Here is a 16,061-nt window from a genome sequence, read left to right on the forward strand (position 1 = left end):
GCTGGTGAATCCGAGGGGCCGATGGAAGTGCTGAATCGACATGACACGTCTCTTGACGAAGAGGGACGCTTTCGCCTTCTGGTCGATGCCATCACCGACTACGCTATCTATATGCTGAGCCCCGAAGGCATCGTCACCAGCTGGAATACTGGCGCCCAGCGCTTTAAAGGTTACAAGCCTTCTGAAATTCTCGGCGAGCATTTTTCCCGTTTCTATCTGGAAGAGGACCGCGCCGCGGGAATACCGGCACGCGCGCTCGCCACGGCGGAGGAGCATGGCCGGTTCGAGGGGGAAGGCTGGCGCCAGCGCAAGGATGGAACCCGCTTCTGGGCGCATGTGATCATCGATCCGATCCGTCGTCCCTCCGGCGAGCTCATCGGCTATGCCAAGATCACCCGCGACCTGACCGAACGCAGAGCAGCTGAACAGACTATCCGCCAGAGCGAGGAACAATTCCGCCGGCTCGTCCAGGGCGTCTCGGATTATGCGATCTACATGCTCGATCCCGACGGCAATGTCAGCAGTTGGAATTTCGGCGCCGAGCGTATCAAGGGCTATCGACCGCAAGAAATCATCGGCCGGCATTTCTCGACCTTCTATACCGCCGAGGACCGCGAAGCCGGCGTGCCGCAGACCGCGCTCGATATTGCGCGCGCCGAGGGCCGGTTCGAGAGGGAAGGCTGGCGTGTCCGCAAGGACGGCACCCGTTTTTGGGCCAGCATCGTCATCGACGTCATTCGGGACGACGAAGGCGATGTGCTCGGTTTCGCGAAGATCACCCGCGATATCACCGAGAAGATGGAGACCCAGCGGGCACTGGAGCAGGCGCGCGAAGAGCTCTTCCAGTCGCAGAAGATGGAGGCGATCGGTCAATTGACCGGCGGTATCGCCCATGATTTCAACAATCTGCTGATGGCTGTGCTCGGCAGTCTCGAAATCCTGAAGAAGCGCATGCCGCAGGATCTCTCGCTGACATCGCTGGTCGACAACGCCATGCAGGGCGCCCAGCGCGGTGCCGCGCTGACGCAGCGCATGCTGGCCTTTTCCCGCCGGCAGGAACTGCACATGGAGCCGATCGACGTCTCCGGACTGGTCCGTGGCATGATGGATATTCTGAGCCGTTCGCTCGGCCCGCTCACCGTGATCGAGACCTCGTTCCCCGTCAGGCTGCCGACGATCATGACCGATCCGAACCAGCTGGAGATGGCGATCCTGAACCTCGTCGTCAACGCCCGCGATGCGATGCCATCCGGCGGCCGGATCGCGCTTCGCGCTTCCGAGGAATCGGTCCCGTCAGGCAAGAGTCCGCTGCCGCCCGGCCGCTATGTGCGCATCGCGGTAGTCGATGAAGGCGAAGGCATGGATGCAAAGACGGTGGAGCAGGCAATCACGCCGTTCTTCACCACCAAGGGTATCGGCAAAGGCACCGGTCTCGGCCTTTCCATGGTTCAGGGCCTTGCGTCCCAGTCCGGCGGCCGCCTCATCCTGAAGAGCAGCCTCGGCCAAGGCACGACGGCCGAATTGTGGTTCCCGGTCGTCATTGCCGAGCAGGTGACCGCGGTAGCTGCAGACCTGCCGCAACGCGAGGAAAACGCGCCGCGTCGGCTGCGCATCGTCGCCGTCGATGACGATGGTCTGGTGCTGATGAATACGACACTGATGCTCGAGGATCTCGGCCATACCGTATTCGAGGCGATGGCGGGTTCCGAGGCGCTCGACATCCTGCGCAAGCAGCAGGTCGATCTGGTGATTTGCGACCATGCCATGCCGCGCATGACGGGCGCGCAGCTCGCCCAGGCGATCCGCGACGAATGGCCTGATATGCCGATCATCCTCGCAACCGGTTACGCCGAAATCCCCGAAGGGGCAGGCATCGTCGATCTGCCCCGCCTGGGCAAACCCTTCTCGCAGGCGCAGCTCGCCGAGGCGATCAGCCGGATCGCTTCATAAGCGGCGTCGGCTATCCCTCTCACCGCGAAGAATGAACACCAGCAATGCCAGCACCATTGCCGCCAGGGCGTACCAGGTGATCGCGTAGACGAGATGGTTGTTGGGGAAAGCGATGACGGTCAGGCCGCCGACAGGCAGGCCTCCCGGATTGGCAGCCGCATCGGCGTCGATGAAATAGGGCGCGATCGCACCGATGCCGCGCTTTTGCGCGATCGCTGCGACATCGCGCGAATACCAGCGGTCGGCTACGACGTCGTTGGATTGCAGCAGCGATCCCTTCGGCTCCGTCATCCGCATCAGCCCGGTGATCTCGACCCGGCCGGATAGTTCACCCTCGCGGCGCGAGGCCGGGTCGCGCCGGTCGGTCGGCACGAAACCACGATTGATGAGGATTGATGTCCCGTCGGCAAGCGTCAGCGGCGCCAACACCCAATATCCCGGTCCCAGCGCGGTTGAGGCATAGACCAGCGTTTCCTTGTCGTTCGCCAGCATCCCGGCCGCGGTCACCCGCCGATATTCGTCATCAGTGGCATTGACCTGGTCCCAGTCGGCGCGCGCCGGGGCCGGCACGGGTGACGCATGCACACGCTGGTCGACGCGGGCGATGAGGTCGCGTTTCCAAGCCAACCGCTCGACCTGCCAGGTGCCGAGTGCGGAAAGTGCCGCGGCAAGCAGCACCAGGCAGCCGGCGAAGATCGCGCGTTTGACCTGATAATGCCGTCTTTCCGATTTTTCCGAGGGAGCCTGCGGATGACGCTGCCGCCGCCCCTTCGTGACCGTCACGGCATGTTCTTCATCATCTCGGGGCTCATCGGCATCATGTTGGTGTTGAGATGATGCATGACCCAGAGCGAACCGGAGAGCGCGATGGCGACGATGATGAGGGTGAAGATCAGCGCCATGATCGTCCAGCCGCCCTCGCTCCTGGTATTCATGTGCAGGAAGAAGACCATGTGGACGACGATCTGGATCGCACCCAGGCCCATCACCAGAACCGCCGTCAGCGTCGGGCTGGCGAAGACGCCTGACATGACCAGCCAGAAGGGAATGGCGGTCAGGATGACGGAGAGCACGAAGCCCGTCATGTAGCTGCGGAACGTGCCATGGCCGGCCTGATGGCCGTGGCTGTGGCCGTGATGAGCCTCGTGGGCGTCCTCATGTGCAGGTGCTTGCGAACTCATCCGAGAACTCCCAACAGATAGACGAAGGAAAAGACGCCGATCCAGACGACGTCGAGGAAGTGCCAGAACATCGACAGGCACATCAGGCGGCGGCGGTTGGCCTCGATCAGCCCGTGCATCGATACCTGCACCATCAGCGTGATCAGCCAGATGATGCCGAAGGTGACGTGCAGACCGTGCGTGCCGACCAGTGTGAAGAAAGAAGACAGGAAGGCGCTGCGCGTCGGCCCGGCGCCTTCATGGATCAGGTGGATGAACTCGTAGAGCTCGAGCCCGATGAAAGCCGCGCCGAACAGGCCGGTGACGCCAAGCCAGAACAGCGTTTCCGCCTTTGCGTTCCGCTCCATCTGCAGCATGGCGAAGCCGTAGGTGATCGAGGAGAACAGCAGCATCGAGGTGTTGAGGGCAACGATCGGCAGATCGAAGAGATCGGCCGGCGACGGGCCGGCGGCATAATTGCGGCCGAGCACGCCATGCGTGGCAAACAGCACCGCGAAGATCAGGCAGTCGCTCATCAGGTAGAGCCAGAAACCGAGATTGGTGCTGTTCTCCGGATGATGATCTACCGTCAGGTAGAATTCAGGCTTTTCGGCCGTGTCGATGGTGTGATCGCTCATGGTCTCTTACACCTGCTCGGCAAGCAGCGCGGTGCGCTTGCCTTCCGTTTCGGTTACCTCTTCGGCGGGGATGTAGAAGTCGCGTCTGTAGTTGAAGGTATGGCCGATCGCCACAGCCAGCATGGCGACGAAGGAGACGACGGCCAGCCACCACATGTACCAGATCAGGCCGAAGGCGAGTGCGACGCTGATAGCAGACAGGATCGCGCCGGTGCCGGTGTTCTTCGGCATGTGGATCGGCCGGAAACCTTCCAGCGGACGCGCGTAACCGCGGTTCTTCATGTCGTACCAGCCGTCATGATCGTGCACGACAGGCGTCAAGGCGAAGTTGTATTCCGGCGGCGGCGAGGAGGTCGACCATTCCAGCGTACGGCCATCCCAGGGATCGCCGCTGTCGTCGCGCAATTCCTCGCGCCTCATGAAGCTGACGACGATCTGGATCAGGAAGGCGGCAATGCCAAGCGCAATCAGGCCGACGCCGAAAGCGGCGATGATGAACCAGATCTGTATCGACGGGTCCTCGAACTGGCTCATGCGGCGGGTGACGCCCATCAGACCCAGCACGTAGAGCGGCATGAAGGCGAACCAGAAGCCGATCTGCCAGAACCAGAAGCTCATCTTGCCCCAGAAGGGATCGAGCTTGAAGCCGAACGCCTTCGGGAACCAGTAGTTCACGCCGGCGAACATGCCGAAGAGTACGCCGCCGATGATGACGTTGTGAAAGTGAGCGATGAGGAACAGCGAATTGTGCAGCACGAAGTCGGCAGGCGGCACGGCAAGCATGACGCCGGTCATGCCGCCGATGACGAAGGTCACCATGAAGCCGACCGTCCACAGCATCGGCACCTCATAGCGGATGCGGCCGCGATACATGGTGAAGAGCCAGTTGAACATCTTCGCCCCCGTCGGGATCGAGATGATCATCGTGGTGATGCCGAAGAAGGAGTTGACGCTGGCGCCTGAGCCCATGGTGAAGAAGTGGTGCAGCCAGACGATGTAGGACAGGATCATGATCACGCAGGTCGCGTAGACCATCGAGGCGTAGCCGAACAGGCGTTTGCCGGAGAAGGTGGCGACGACTTCCGAGAAGATGCCGAAGGCCGGCAGCACGAGGATGTAGACCTCCGGATGACCCCAGATCCAGATGAGGTTGATGTACATCATCGGATTGCCGCCGAGGTCGTTGGTAAAGAAGTTCGTGCCGGCATAGCGGTCGAGCGACAACAGGGCGAGCGTTGCCGTCAGGATCGGGAATGAGGCGACGATCAGCACGTTGGTGCAAAGCGCCGTCCAGGTGAAGACCGGCATCTTCATGAAGGTCATGCCCGGCGCACGCATCTTGACGATGGTGGCGATCAGGTTGATGCCCGAAAGCGTCGTTCCCACACCGGCCACCTGCAGGCCCCAGATATAATAGTCGACGCCGACGCCCGGACTGTAGGCCGCGCCCGACAGCGGCGGGTAGGCGAGCCAGCCGGTCTGGGCGAATTCGCCGATGAACAGCGACAGCATGATGATGATCGCGCCGGCGGTGGTCATCCAGAAAGAGAAGTTGTTGAGGAAGGGGAAGGAGACGTCGCGCGCGCCGATCTGCAACGGCACCACGAAGTTCATCAAACCGGTGACGAAGGGCATCGCCACGAAGAAGATCATGATGACGCCGTGAGCGGTGAAGATCTGGTCGTAATGGTGCGGCGGCAGGTAGCCCTCCGAACCGTTGAAGGCGATCGCCTGCTGGATGCGCATCAGGATCGCGTCGGAGAAGCCGCGCAACAGCATGATGACGGCCAGGATCACATACATGATGCCGATCTTCTTGTGATCGACGCTGCAGATCCAGTCCCGCCAGAGCGGGGCCCAGAACTTGAAATAGGTGATGATGCCGAGCAACGCGATGGCGCCGATGACGACGCCAATGAAGGTCACGACCAGGATCGGCTCGTGATAAGGGATGGCATCGAGGGTCAACCGGCCGAAGACGAACTTCAGGAGGTCAGGATTGGAAAACATGGAACAACCCGTTCATTATGTCTTGCGACGCAAAGCGCCAGGTTAATTGTTATTGTTGAGCTGCGCCGGCGCCGGATCGGCGCCATTGCTCATGCCGGGCATGGAATGACCCTGATGTTGCATGTCAGTTCCGGGCATGTCGTGCTGCATGGTGTTGCCGTCGGTACGCTCGGCGGGCTCGCTTCGCGCCGGAGCCCCTGTCGCCGGCACGGTGGCGGCGGGCGCCACGATGCCTTCGTCGGCATAACGGTTGTCATATTGCAGCTTTTCGCGGTTCTCGGCACTTTCCTTGCCGCCGCCGCCCATCATGTCGATGTGCATCATCTCGTTCATGCACATCTTGCCGGGCGTGGCGCACATGTTGAGGATGGCGTTGTAAAGGTCGGCATCGGCGCCGGCATAATAACGCACCGGTTCCTTCTCGCTCGGCTTCTCGAGCTTCAGGTAGGCGTCGCGGTTGAGCATTGTGCCCCGCTCCTTGACCTGCGCCACCCAGGCGTCAAATCCCTCTTGGGTAAGGCCGTGGAACTTGAAGCGCATATGCGAGAAGCCTGCGCCGCTGTAATTGGCGGAGAAGCCCTCATATTCGCCTTCCTTGTTGATGACGGCATGCAGCTTCGTCTCCATGCCCGGCATCGCATAGATCTGGCCGGCAAGGGCAGGTATGTAGAAGGAGTTCATCACCGAGGAGGCGGTGATCTTGAAATTGATCGGCATGTCGACCGGGGCAGCGAGCTCGTTGACGGTGGCAATGCCGAGTTCGGGATAGAAGAACAGCCACTTCCAGTCGAGCGCCACGACCTCGACGTTCAACGGCTTGGTATCGGCCGGAATGGCGCGCTCCGCATCGAGGCGGTCGAGCGGGCGGTAGGGATCGAGCTTATGGGTGGAAATCCAGGTCACGGCGCCGAGCGCGATGATGATCGCAAGCGGCGCTGCCCAGATCACGATTTCGAGGCGGGTCGAATGGTGCCATTCCGGCGCATAGGTGGCAGCCGTATTGAGCGGCGGTAGCGCCAGGCGAAGAACAGCGTCAGGAAGATCACCGGGATGATGATCAAAAGCATCAGCACCGTCGAGATGACGATGAGATCGCGCTGTTGCGCGGCGATGTCGCCGGAGGGCGCCATGACCACCATGTTGCATCCTGCCAGGAAAAGCAGCGGCAAGACGGATAGAAGGCGGGAAAACTTCACCAGTTTTAGCACGTCTCTAAGCTCTTGTTGTTTCGTTCGTTCCGCGACTAACGCACTGAACCGGATAGCGACATGAGGTGTTTGGTCGCAGTGCAGCAATCATGCCGCACTGCGGCACAAATCATGGTGCACTACAGCTTTGGAATCCTGATGAATTCAAGAAGGATTCTTTCGCCAGCGCTGTTTCAAATCAATATATCCGCAAGAGGCGGCCAAGCCAGCGTCTCCCGGGAAAAATCGCCGGGCCAATCACGCTATTTTTTCCGCCCAGGCCTCATTTTGAGCCGTGATGATGAACTATTTACGTCTTACGGACTTGATAAGCCTGCGGGTTTGATCAAGATCAGGCTGAGGCGCCTTGGCGAAAGCGCTTCATCGAGGGAGGCGTTTCATGGCTACAACATCGCATTACGGACCGTCATCGTCGTCGCTGGAACGCGACGCGCGGCGCATTCACGACGACAAGCCGGTTTCGCCGGGTAGTATCGCCATCGGCGTGGTGATCGGCCGCATGTCGGAATTCTTCGATTTCTTCGTCTATGGCCTTGCCTCGGTTCTGGTCTTTCCACAGCTGGTCTTCCCCTTCGCGCCGGACAGGCTGACGGGAACGCTCTATTCCTTCGCCATCTTCTCGCTTGCCTTCCTGGCCCGCCCCGTCGGCTCCGTCGTCTTCATGACGATCGACCGGCTGTATGGCCGCGGCACCAAGCTGACGATCGCGCTCTTCCTGCTCGGCGGCTCCACCGCCTCGATCGCCTTCCTGCCGGGTTACAACGAGATCGGCGTCTGGTCGATCGCGTTGCTGGCGCTCTTCCGCCTCGGCCAGGGCTTCGCGCTCGGCGGCGCCTGGGACGGCCTTGCTTCGCTGCTCGCGCTCAATGCGCCGGCCAAGCACCGCGGCTGGTATGCGATGATCCCGCAGCTCGGCGCGCCGATCGGCTTTGCGCTGGCAAGCACCCTGTTCGGTTATTTCGTCGCCAATCTTTCCAGTGAGGATTTCCTCTCCTGGGGCTGGCGTTATCCCTTCTTCGTCGCCTTCGCCATCAACGTCGTGGCGCTGTTTGCGCGTTTGCGGCTCGTCATGACCAAGGAATTCGGCACGCTGCTGGAGCAGCACGAGCTGGAAGCAGCACCGATCCTCGACGTGCTGCGCGTTCACGGCCGCGACATCCTGATCGGCGCCTTCGTGCCGCTCGCGAGTTTTGCCATGTTCCACCTCGTCACCATCTTCCCGCTCGGCTGGATGAGCCTCTATGGCAACCAGCCGATCGGCGCCTTCATGGTGGTGCAGGTGATCGGCGCCGCAGTCGGCATCCTCACGATCATCGCCTCGGGCCTGATCGCCGACCGTATCGGCCGGCGCGCCCAGCTTGCCATCTGCGCCGTCATCATCGCCGTCTTCAGCTTTATCGGGCCGAGCCTGATCGCATCCGGCAACAGCGGCCATGACGCTTTCGTCATCATCGGCTTCGGCGTGCTCGGCCTTTCCTTCGGCCAGGCGACCGGCTCGATCTCGTCCCGCTTCGGCCGCGGCTACCGCTACACGGGTGCCGCCTTCACCTCGGATCTGGCCTGGTTGATCGGCGCGGGTTTTGCGCCACTGGTGGCGCTCAGCCTTTCCAGCCGCTTCGGCCTGACCTTCGTCGGCTACTACCTGCTTTCCGGCGCTGTCTGCACGCTGGCAGCACTTGCCTTCAGCAGGGCGCTGGAGCAGCGCGAATAGGACTTTGCGAGGAAGCCATGCCCGGGAGAGAAGTGGGACCGGATCGTGCAGAGGCTTTGCGGCGAACTCACGAGGCGGCGGCATACGAGGGATGGTTTCTCGAACGGGTCGAGGAAGCAATCCGGGAAGCCGATGATCCGAACGCTGTCTGGATCCCGCATGAAGTCATTAAGGGAGAGATGGCGCGCGAGCGTGCCGAGTTGCTTGCCTTGCTCAAGGATGAGGCCAAGTGAGGATCGTTTGGCCACCCAAATCCTATAGCTGAATCCTACTGCGCCATCTGCGGTTGTTTCGCCGCCCGGGCTGCGGTCAGTTCCGCCGTGGTATGGTTCAGGCGGTCGGCCAGCACCCGCATGATTTCCACGGCCATCTCGGGAAAGTCGCTGAGCAGCTTCAGGAAGTGCTCCTTGCTGATGCGCAGCACCTCGAGCGGTGAGGTGGCACGCACCGTTGCCGTGCGCGAGACATCGCAGAGGATGGCGATTTCGCCGACGATGGAATTGGGTTCGACGTCGGCGACCTTGATCTCGCCCGCCGGCGAGTCGACGACGATATCGGCGGTACCCGAGAGGATGACGTAGGCGGCATCACCGACATCGCCCTGATGAAAGAGGTTCTGCCCGGCCTTGTAGGTCATGCGATCGGAGGTAAAGGCTAAAAGCTTGAGCTTTGCTGGCGCGATCCTTGAAAAGATCGGCACCCTTCGCAGCATTTCGACTTCGTCTCTCAACAGCATGAGCGTTTCAATCCCCTGACGCAGGGTCCGCAGGACCAGGCATCTTCAAACTCCGAGGCGTCCCCATCGGGAACACCCACCATCGCCGCCCCTATAGAATATTACGATAACAGTTCCTTGAACATCCCGTTTTTCTCGGAAAGTTCCGGATAGTTTCCGGCTTCTGCCAATCCGCCGCGGTCGAAGAGCAGGATGCGGTCGAACATCTCTGCCAGCCGGGCATTGGAGAGCACCCAGATGATCGCCGGCCGATGCCCTTCTTCGTGCAGGCCTTCGATGATGTTGCGGGTGATCTGATCCTGAAGGCGCTGGTCAAGCGCCGACAGCGGCCGATTGAAGATGAAATAGTCCGAGCGCTTCAACAGCGCGCGGGCCAGGTTCAGCTTCTGCCGCTGCACCATGGTCAGTCGCTTGCCGCCGGAGCCGACGTCGAATTCGAGACCGATCGACAGCACGTCGTCATAAAGATCGAGCGCATCGAAGAGTTCGCCCATGATGCCGCGGATGCGGTCGGAGGCGTCGGCCTGCTGATAGGCGATACGGCCGAAGAGCACATTGTCCATCAGGCTTGCCGACGGGGTGAAACGCTCGGCGTCGTAGCGCTCGATCAGCTCGGCGAGATCAGCCGGAATATGCTCGTGGAACTGCTTGCGGGCGCTGACGATCTTGTCCATGAGCTCGTCGGTCAGCAAGCCGAAGCGATGGCGCGGCTCGATATAGGCAAAACTCAGCCGGATGATGGCCGAACGTTCCTCTGGCGTGGCGTCCTCGAAGCGGCGGCTTTGCAGCTTCTGCAGCAGCGCCTGATAGGTCGGGATGTCGTCCGCCGTCATGAAGGTCAGCTGCTGGAAGAATGGATGGTCCGGCGGCAGGTCGTGGAAGAGTTCCACCGCATTCTCGGCGATCTCAAGGCCCATGGCGTAGAGATCGGTGCTGAGGCCTGTCTCACGGAAGAGCTGCTGGAAATAGGGATGCGCGGCAAGCCTGCGGTTGGTCATCAACGGCCGCTTCATCGTGCCGAAGAGCAGGTTCTCGCCGACCGTCGCCTGGCCGTTATAGGCATCGAAATCGAAAGGCACGACGATCGTGTCGAGCCCCTCGTCGCGCAGCCGGTCCCTAAGCGAGGCGCGTAGCGCCACGACATGGTCGCCGAGCGCCACATGCACGTCAGTGTTGACGGTCGAGCGCAGCGCCAGATCGAGGATGTCCTGCGAGATCAGGACGGCGTCGAGCACCGGGCGGATCGCTTTCAGAATGTCCTCGGGCCCGCTGGCGCCGGCGGCCTTGTAGTCCACCCAGTCGCTGTTGAGGTCGAGCGTCGGATTGCCGGCCTTCTCCGCCTCGGCGGAATGCCATTTATACTCCAGCGCTTCCCGCTCGTCGTAAACCGGATCGGTCATCGGCGCATGTTTCAGGCCGTAGAGCAGATTGCTGGCGAGCGTGCCGTGGAAGAAGAAGGTGTCGGACGAGGCATAGGAGATCCGACGGCCGGTGATCGATTCCGGCATGTCGAGGAGATCGCGGCCGTCGATGGTGATGCGGCCGGAGTCCGGCCAGACCATGCGGCCGAGCGCTTCGGCGAAGGCTTCCGCGCCGCTGCCGTTCGGCCCGACGATCGCCACCGTCTCGTTCGGCTTGATCTCGACGGAGACGTGGTCGACGAGGCGGGCGCCGCTGTCGTCGGAGAGCGACAGGTTGGTGACGACGAACGCGCCCGTCAGCGCGCCGACCGGGGCGGTTGCGAGTTCCTGGATGCGGCTGTCGATCAGCGGCTCGACATTGAACTGCTCGTAGACCTGCTGGTACTTCACCTGCACGTCCTGGCGCATCTGGTCCCAGTCGATCAGTTCCTTCAGCGGGCCGGGCAGGTCCTTGTAGGCTGATATGACGGCGACGAGCTGTCCGATGTCGAGCCGGCCCTGCAGCGCCAGGTAGCCGCCGATCGCATAGAACAGGAAGGGCGTGACCTGGGCGAGGAAGTTGTTGATGAACTTCACCAGGAACTTCCACTGGTAAAGGTCGTAGCGGATCGAGAAGATGCGGCCGAGCCGCGAGGCGATGTCGGCGCGTTCGAGGTTGGATGTGTCGTTGCCGTGGATCGTGCCGATGCCCTCGACGATTTCGCCGACCCGGCCGGAGAGCTCGCGGGCCGTCAGCTGCCGCTGGCGGCCGAGATCCAGCAGGCGCTTGCGCATGCGGGGAATGACGATCGCCTGCACACCGACGATGCCGGCGGCGATCATGCCGAGCCAGAAATTCTGGACGATGATGAAGGCGAGCGCCGTGATCGCCTGGCCGCCGAGAAGGGCAGGGGAGACGAAGGCATCACCGGTGAAGCCGCCCATTGGCTCCACCTCGTCCTTGATCATGGTGGCGATTTCGGCCGATTTCACCCGCTTGAAATGAATGGGCGGAAAGCGCAGCACCCGGTCGATCAGCTCGAAGCGGATACGGCGCAGCATGCGCTCGCCGAGCCTGCCCTTATAGGTGTTGATGTAGAACTTGAAGAGGCCGTTCAGCACCACCAGCGCCAGAAACACCAGGCTGAGGGCCATCAGCATCTGGAAGCGGTTGAGCTGCAACCCTTGAAAGAACTCGACATGGCCGATCAGCGGCAGGTCGTAGGCAATGTGCATGAAGGTCTGCGTTGCGCCAGGACCTTCGAAGCCGTCACCCTGGATCGGTCCGTTGACGATCTGTTTCGGCAGGTCGAAGGACAGGAAGTAGGGCACCATCGAGGCGGCGACGACAGCCAGAATCCACAGCTGCTGCAGCCGCGTGTTCTTCCAGATGTAGCGGGCGAGGCTTTTTTCCATGGCTAACCGTCAGCTTGCTGGGAAATTCCGGGGGCGCGATCCGGGCGCCGGGACGGGAAGGAATTTTGAGAACAGGATCATGCAGCCGGACCGCCGATATCGCAATGAAAACAAGGCGAAGCGACCGGCTGCAAAAATGCCGATTCTCGCCGGAACATTGCTTATATCACAGGAATTTTGGATTAGGCGAGGGATTCGGCAATCATGGAGCGAATGATGAGGGCGGTTTTCTCCGCCCCGTCGAGGTCGAGCAAGACCGGCCCCCGTGGCTGTGCGGCGAGTGCCTTTTCGACCGCCTCTTTCACATGGCCCGCCGTCAGTCCGTTTTCCGGCAGGATATCGGCGAGGCCGAGCGCCTGCAGCCGTTCGGCGCGCACCGTCTGCTCGGTCTCGCCACCGGCGACGAAGGGGATGAGGATCGCCCGGCATTCGGTGCGCAAGAGATCGCCGACCGTGTTATACCCTGCCTGCGAGATCGACACCTTCGCACCGCGCAGCAGCGAGGGAAAATCCTTGCGGAAGCGCACCAGCGTTACATTCGGGGCCGCGTCCTCAGACAGCGCGGCGAAATCGGTCTCCGGCAGGTTCGGGCCTGCGACCAGCAGCCAGCGAAGATTGTCCGGCAGCAGCGCTGCCGCTTCTTTTGCCGCGCCGATCAGCGCGGCGCCGACCGCGCCACCGCCCGCCGATGCGATGATGTCGAATGTTTCGGCGGGTTCCGGCGCCGGCGGGGCTGCGACGAGACCGGTATATCGCAGCCGGTCGGCGATCTCTGACGTCAGCGGGAAGGTGTCCTCGAGCCTGACGAAACCGGGATCGCCGTGGACGAGCACGGCATCGAAATGATCCTTGACCAGCGTGACGGTCTCCGCGTCGCGGCCGGCCTTGCGGTTTTCCTGCAGGATGTCGCGCACCGAGCTTATGAGTTTCGGCCGCGGTTCGGCCTTGTCGATGGCCTCGAGCAAAGGCAGCAGTTCGAAGCGCATCTGTCGCCGGCCGAAGGGGAAGGCTTCGATGATGACGACATCCGGCCTTGCGGCATGGAAGGCATCGAGTAGCAGCTGGCGGCGAGCATGGAGGAAATCCTCGCCGGCCGGCCGGCCATCGGCATCAGCGAGGCCGGAGAAACCGGCATTGTTGGCGACGACCGCCGGCAAGGCTACGGTCTTCACGCCTTCGCCGGGAAAGCCCGGCACCGGCAGGCCGCCGGTCACGACAGTCACGTCAAAACCGTCCTTGACCAAGGCATTGGCGATGCGGCTGGCGCGGGCTATGTGGCCGATGCCGAGCAGATGCTGGACATAGAAGAAAATACGCGGTGCCGTCATGACGCCTTCTGCCATTCGGCCTCGAACAGGCCGGTGAGCTGTCTGATGCTGGAGTGATAGTCGAAATATTCGCGCACCTGGCTTTCGGCGGCGTCGCCGAGGCGCTTGCGCAGCGCCGGGTCGCGGATCGCCGCCTCCAGCGCGCTGGCCAGCAGTGCCGGGTCCTCCGGCGGCACGACGAGGCCGTTTTCACCGTTCTTCAGGAGCTCCGGCACGCCGGATACGTCGGTCGAGAGGCAGACGAGCCGCTGGCTCGAGGCTTCGACCAGGACGTTCGGCAGGCCGTCGCGGTCGCCGTTGGCGGCGATGCGGCAGGCAAGCGCGAAGAGGTCGGCACGGCGGTAATGATCGAGCACGTCTTCCTGCGCCATGGCGCCCTTCCAGATGATGCGGCCGGAAATGCCGAGTTCGGTGGCCAGCGCCTTCAGTTTCGCAAGCTCCTCGCCGCCGCCGATATGGTCCATGCGCCAGTGAAGGTCGGCGGGCAACAGCGCCAGCGCGTGCAGCAGCACGTCGTAACCCTTCTTCTCGACGGCGCGGCCGACGCTGAGGATGAAGGCCGGATCGTCGGGGTCGCTGCCTGTGCGGTTCGAACGCTCGCCGGCAAAATGGCCGAAACGCGCAAGATCGAGACCATGGTAACTCAAGTGCACGGCCTCCTTGCGTGACGTCAGCGTCTGCATGTGGTCGTAGCCCGTCCTGGTGCAGGTAACGGTCCAGCGGGCGCTGCCGAGTTTCTCGTTCAGCTCCCAGTCGGGCGACGTCCAAATGTCCTTGGCGTGCGCCGAGCAGGTCCAGGGCGTGTCCGTGAGGATGCTTGCATATTCCGTCACCGAGGCCGGCGTGTGGATGAAATGCGCATGCAGCCATTCACCCTCGTCCGGCCATTCGCGGCCCAGCACCAGCGCTTGGCCGAGACGGCGGAAGCGGTTGCGGGAGATATCGCGCTTGAGGTCGGCGAGGAAGCGTTTCATCAGCGCCTTGAAGCCGGGTTTGGAGAAACCAGCGATGAGGCCCTTCAGCACGCGGATCGGCTCCTCGTGCAGATATTCAGGCAGATAGACGACACGCGCCCGGATCTCGTCATGCACAGGATGCCGCTTCTTGTCGGTCGGCCGGCGCATCGAAATCAGCGTCAGGTTGAAGCCGGCCTTTTCGAGGCCGAGCAGCTCCTGGGCGATGAAGGTTTCCGAAAGGCGGGGATAGCCTTTCAGCACGACGAGGATCTTGCGGCGTGGCGGCAAGGCTGTGCCCTATTCCGCGCCGACGAGGGAAAGGTGGCTGCCGCGGCCGTCGATCCACCGGCCGACGGTCTGCGAGATATGGTCCAGTCCTTCGAGACGCATATTGCCGCCGCTCTTCGACGGTGGCTGGCGGGAGGGCAGGCGCTTCAGCGCCTCGGCCATGATTGTGGGGTCGACCGACTGTTCCGGCAGCAGCATGTCGACGAGGCCGAGTTCGCTTGCCCGCTGGGCGCGCAGCAGCTGTTCCTCGCGCGGCTTGACACGCGGCACGATGAGGGCCGGTTTGTCGAAGGAGAGGATCTCGCAATAGGTGTTGTAGCCACCCATGGCGACGACGCCGGTGGCGCTGTCGATCAGCTCTTCCATGTGATTGTCGAACTCGATCACCTCGATATAGGGAATGGCTTCCCCCTTCTGCACCAGCTTGGCGCGCTCGGCGGCCGGCATATAGGGCCCGAGCACCACGAGCGCCTTCTGCGTCAGCGTCGGATCGGCCTCGTAGGCGTTCATGACGTCGTGGACGAGATCGGAGCCGTCGCCGCCGCCGCCTGTGGTGACGAGGATGTAATTATCCTTGCGGGCGTTGATCGACGTCTTGCCCCTGGAGACGCTGCGTTGCAGGAAGCCGACGAAATCCATCTTCCGGCGCAGGCTTTGCGGCACGTCAAGGCCGATCAGCGGATCGTAGAATTCCGGCGGACCGTAGACCCAGACGCTGTCGTAATACTGGTCGATCTTCTGCATGATGCTGTTTTTCTTCCACTCGGCCTCGAGCAGATGCGGCGCGTCCATGATCTCGCGCAGGCCGAGCACCAGAACGGTGCCGCGGGCCTTGAGATAGGCAAGCGTATCCTCGACCTCGCCCTTCAGTCCCATCGGTTCCTTGTCGACGATGAAGATATCGGGCTGGAAGGTCTCGGCCGTGTGGCGAATGCTCGATTCGCGCATCTTCAGCGTCTCGTGCAGGTCGATATGGCTGGCGAGCGACGTATATTCACCGTTGCGGAGCTTGATGACGCTCGGGATCTTCACGAAGTCGACACGGGCGCGGTAGTCGAAGGCGCCGGCGATCGTGGCACCCGAAATGATCAGAATATTGAGGCCGCGATAATCCTCGACCAGCGCATGGGCGATGGCGCGACAGCGGCGCAGATGGCCGAGACCGAAAGTATCGTGGCTGTACATGAGGATGCGCGCATCTTCGAGACGTCTGGACATGGGCATCCCTTCTGGGCTCAGCAACATATTTAGTACCCCCAC

At 62.1% G+C, this 16,061-nt stretch carries 11 protein-coding genes and 2 pseudogenes; 3 read left to right on the top strand and 10 right to left on the bottom strand.

The features are described 5' to 3' along the window. The first annotated feature begins 21 nt into the window (after positions 1 to 21). Positions 22 to 1,950, top strand: coding sequence for a hybrid sensor histidine kinase/response regulator (locus FFM53_RS31105; RefSeq protein WP_138389798.1), 1,929 nt, complete (start codon positions 22 to 24; stop codon positions 1,948 to 1,950). Here FFM53_RS31105 and FFM53_RS31110 read toward each other — a convergent pair. The 5 genes and pseudogenes from FFM53_RS31110 to cyoA form a co-directional block, all read right to left on the bottom strand. Further along, positions 1,945 to 2,733, bottom strand: coding sequence for an SURF1 family protein (locus FFM53_RS31110; RefSeq protein ID WP_138389797.1), 789 nt, complete (start codon positions 2,731 to 2,733; stop codon positions 1,945 to 1,947). The two genes, FFM53_RS31105 and FFM53_RS31110, sit on opposite strands and share 6 nt — an antisense overlap. Then, positions 2,730 to 3,131 carry a cytochrome o ubiquinol oxidase subunit IV gene (gene cyoD / locus FFM53_RS31115; protein WP_129419331.1) on the bottom strand — a complete coding sequence of 134 codons (402 nt, stop codon included), beginning with the start codon at positions 3,129 to 3,131 and terminating at the stop codon, positions 2,730 to 2,732. The genes FFM53_RS31110 and cyoD overlap by 4 nt, the downstream gene beginning before the upstream one ends. After that, on the bottom strand, positions 3,128 to 3,748 hold the full coding sequence (cyoC, locus tag FFM53_RS31120) for a cytochrome o ubiquinol oxidase subunit III (RefSeq protein WP_138389796.1): 621 nt from the start codon (positions 3,746 to 3,748) through the stop codon (positions 3,128 to 3,130). The genes cyoD and cyoC overlap by 4 nt, the downstream gene beginning before the upstream one ends. 6 nt (positions 3,749 to 3,754) lie before the next feature. Further along, positions 3,755 to 5,758: a cytochrome o ubiquinol oxidase subunit I gene (gene cyoB, locus FFM53_RS31125; protein WP_138389795.1), complete on the bottom strand. Its 2,004-nt coding sequence runs from the start codon at positions 5,756 to 5,758 to the stop codon at positions 3,755 to 3,757. Between the two features lie 42 nt (positions 5,759 to 5,800). Beyond that, positions 5,801 to 6,966 (bottom strand): annotated as a pseudogene (gene cyoA / locus FFM53_RS31130) (ubiquinol oxidase subunit II). 379 nt (positions 6,967 to 7,345) lie between these two features. Between cyoA and FFM53_RS31135 the strand changes: the two are divergent. Continuing rightward, positions 7,346 to 8,677, top strand: coding sequence for an MFS transporter (locus FFM53_RS31135; RefSeq protein WP_138389793.1), 1,332 nt, complete (start codon positions 7,346 to 7,348; stop codon positions 8,675 to 8,677). 38 nt (positions 8,678 to 8,715) lie between these two features. Beyond that, positions 8,716 to 8,910: pseudogene (locus FFM53_RS31140) on the top strand (hypothetical protein); the annotation flags it as partial. 35 nt (positions 8,911 to 8,945) lie between these two features. Here FFM53_RS31140 and FFM53_RS31145 read toward each other — a convergent pair. The 5 genes from FFM53_RS31145 to FFM53_RS31165 all read right to left on the bottom strand — a co-directional run bounded on the left by FFM53_RS31145 (position 8,946) and on the right by FFM53_RS31165 (position 16,019). Next, complete coding sequence (locus FFM53_RS31145; protein WP_029872144.1) at positions 8,946 to 9,413, bottom strand: cyclic nucleotide-binding domain-containing protein; 468 nt, start codon at positions 9,411 to 9,413, stop codon at positions 8,946 to 8,948. Between the two features lie 101 nt (positions 9,414 to 9,514). After that, positions 9,515 to 12,229, bottom strand: a complete 2,715-nt coding sequence (locus tag FFM53_RS31150; RefSeq protein WP_138331567.1) for an ABC transporter transmembrane domain-containing protein — start codon at positions 12,227 to 12,229, stop codon at positions 9,515 to 9,517. A 182-nt stretch (positions 12,230 to 12,411) separates the two neighbouring features. Next, positions 12,412 to 13,557: a glycosyltransferase family protein gene (locus FFM53_RS31155; protein WP_138389792.1), complete on the bottom strand. Its 1,146-nt coding sequence runs from the start codon at positions 13,555 to 13,557 to the stop codon at positions 12,412 to 12,414. Beyond that, positions 13,554 to 14,801, bottom strand: coding sequence for a glycosyltransferase (locus FFM53_RS31160; protein ID WP_138389791.1), 1,248 nt, complete (start codon positions 14,799 to 14,801; stop codon positions 13,554 to 13,556). The genes FFM53_RS31155 and FFM53_RS31160 overlap by 4 nt, the downstream gene beginning before the upstream one ends. A 9-nt stretch (positions 14,802 to 14,810) precedes the next feature. After that, complete coding sequence (locus FFM53_RS31165; protein WP_138389790.1) at positions 14,811 to 16,019, bottom strand: glycosyltransferase family protein; 1,209 nt, start codon at positions 16,017 to 16,019, stop codon at positions 14,811 to 14,813. Positions 16,020 to 16,061 lie beyond the last annotated feature (42 nt).

It is taken from the genome of Rhizobium indicum (genome assembly GCF_005862305.2).
GTDB classification, from domain to species: domain Bacteria; phylum Pseudomonadota; class Alphaproteobacteria; order Rhizobiales; family Rhizobiaceae; genus Rhizobium; species Rhizobium indicum.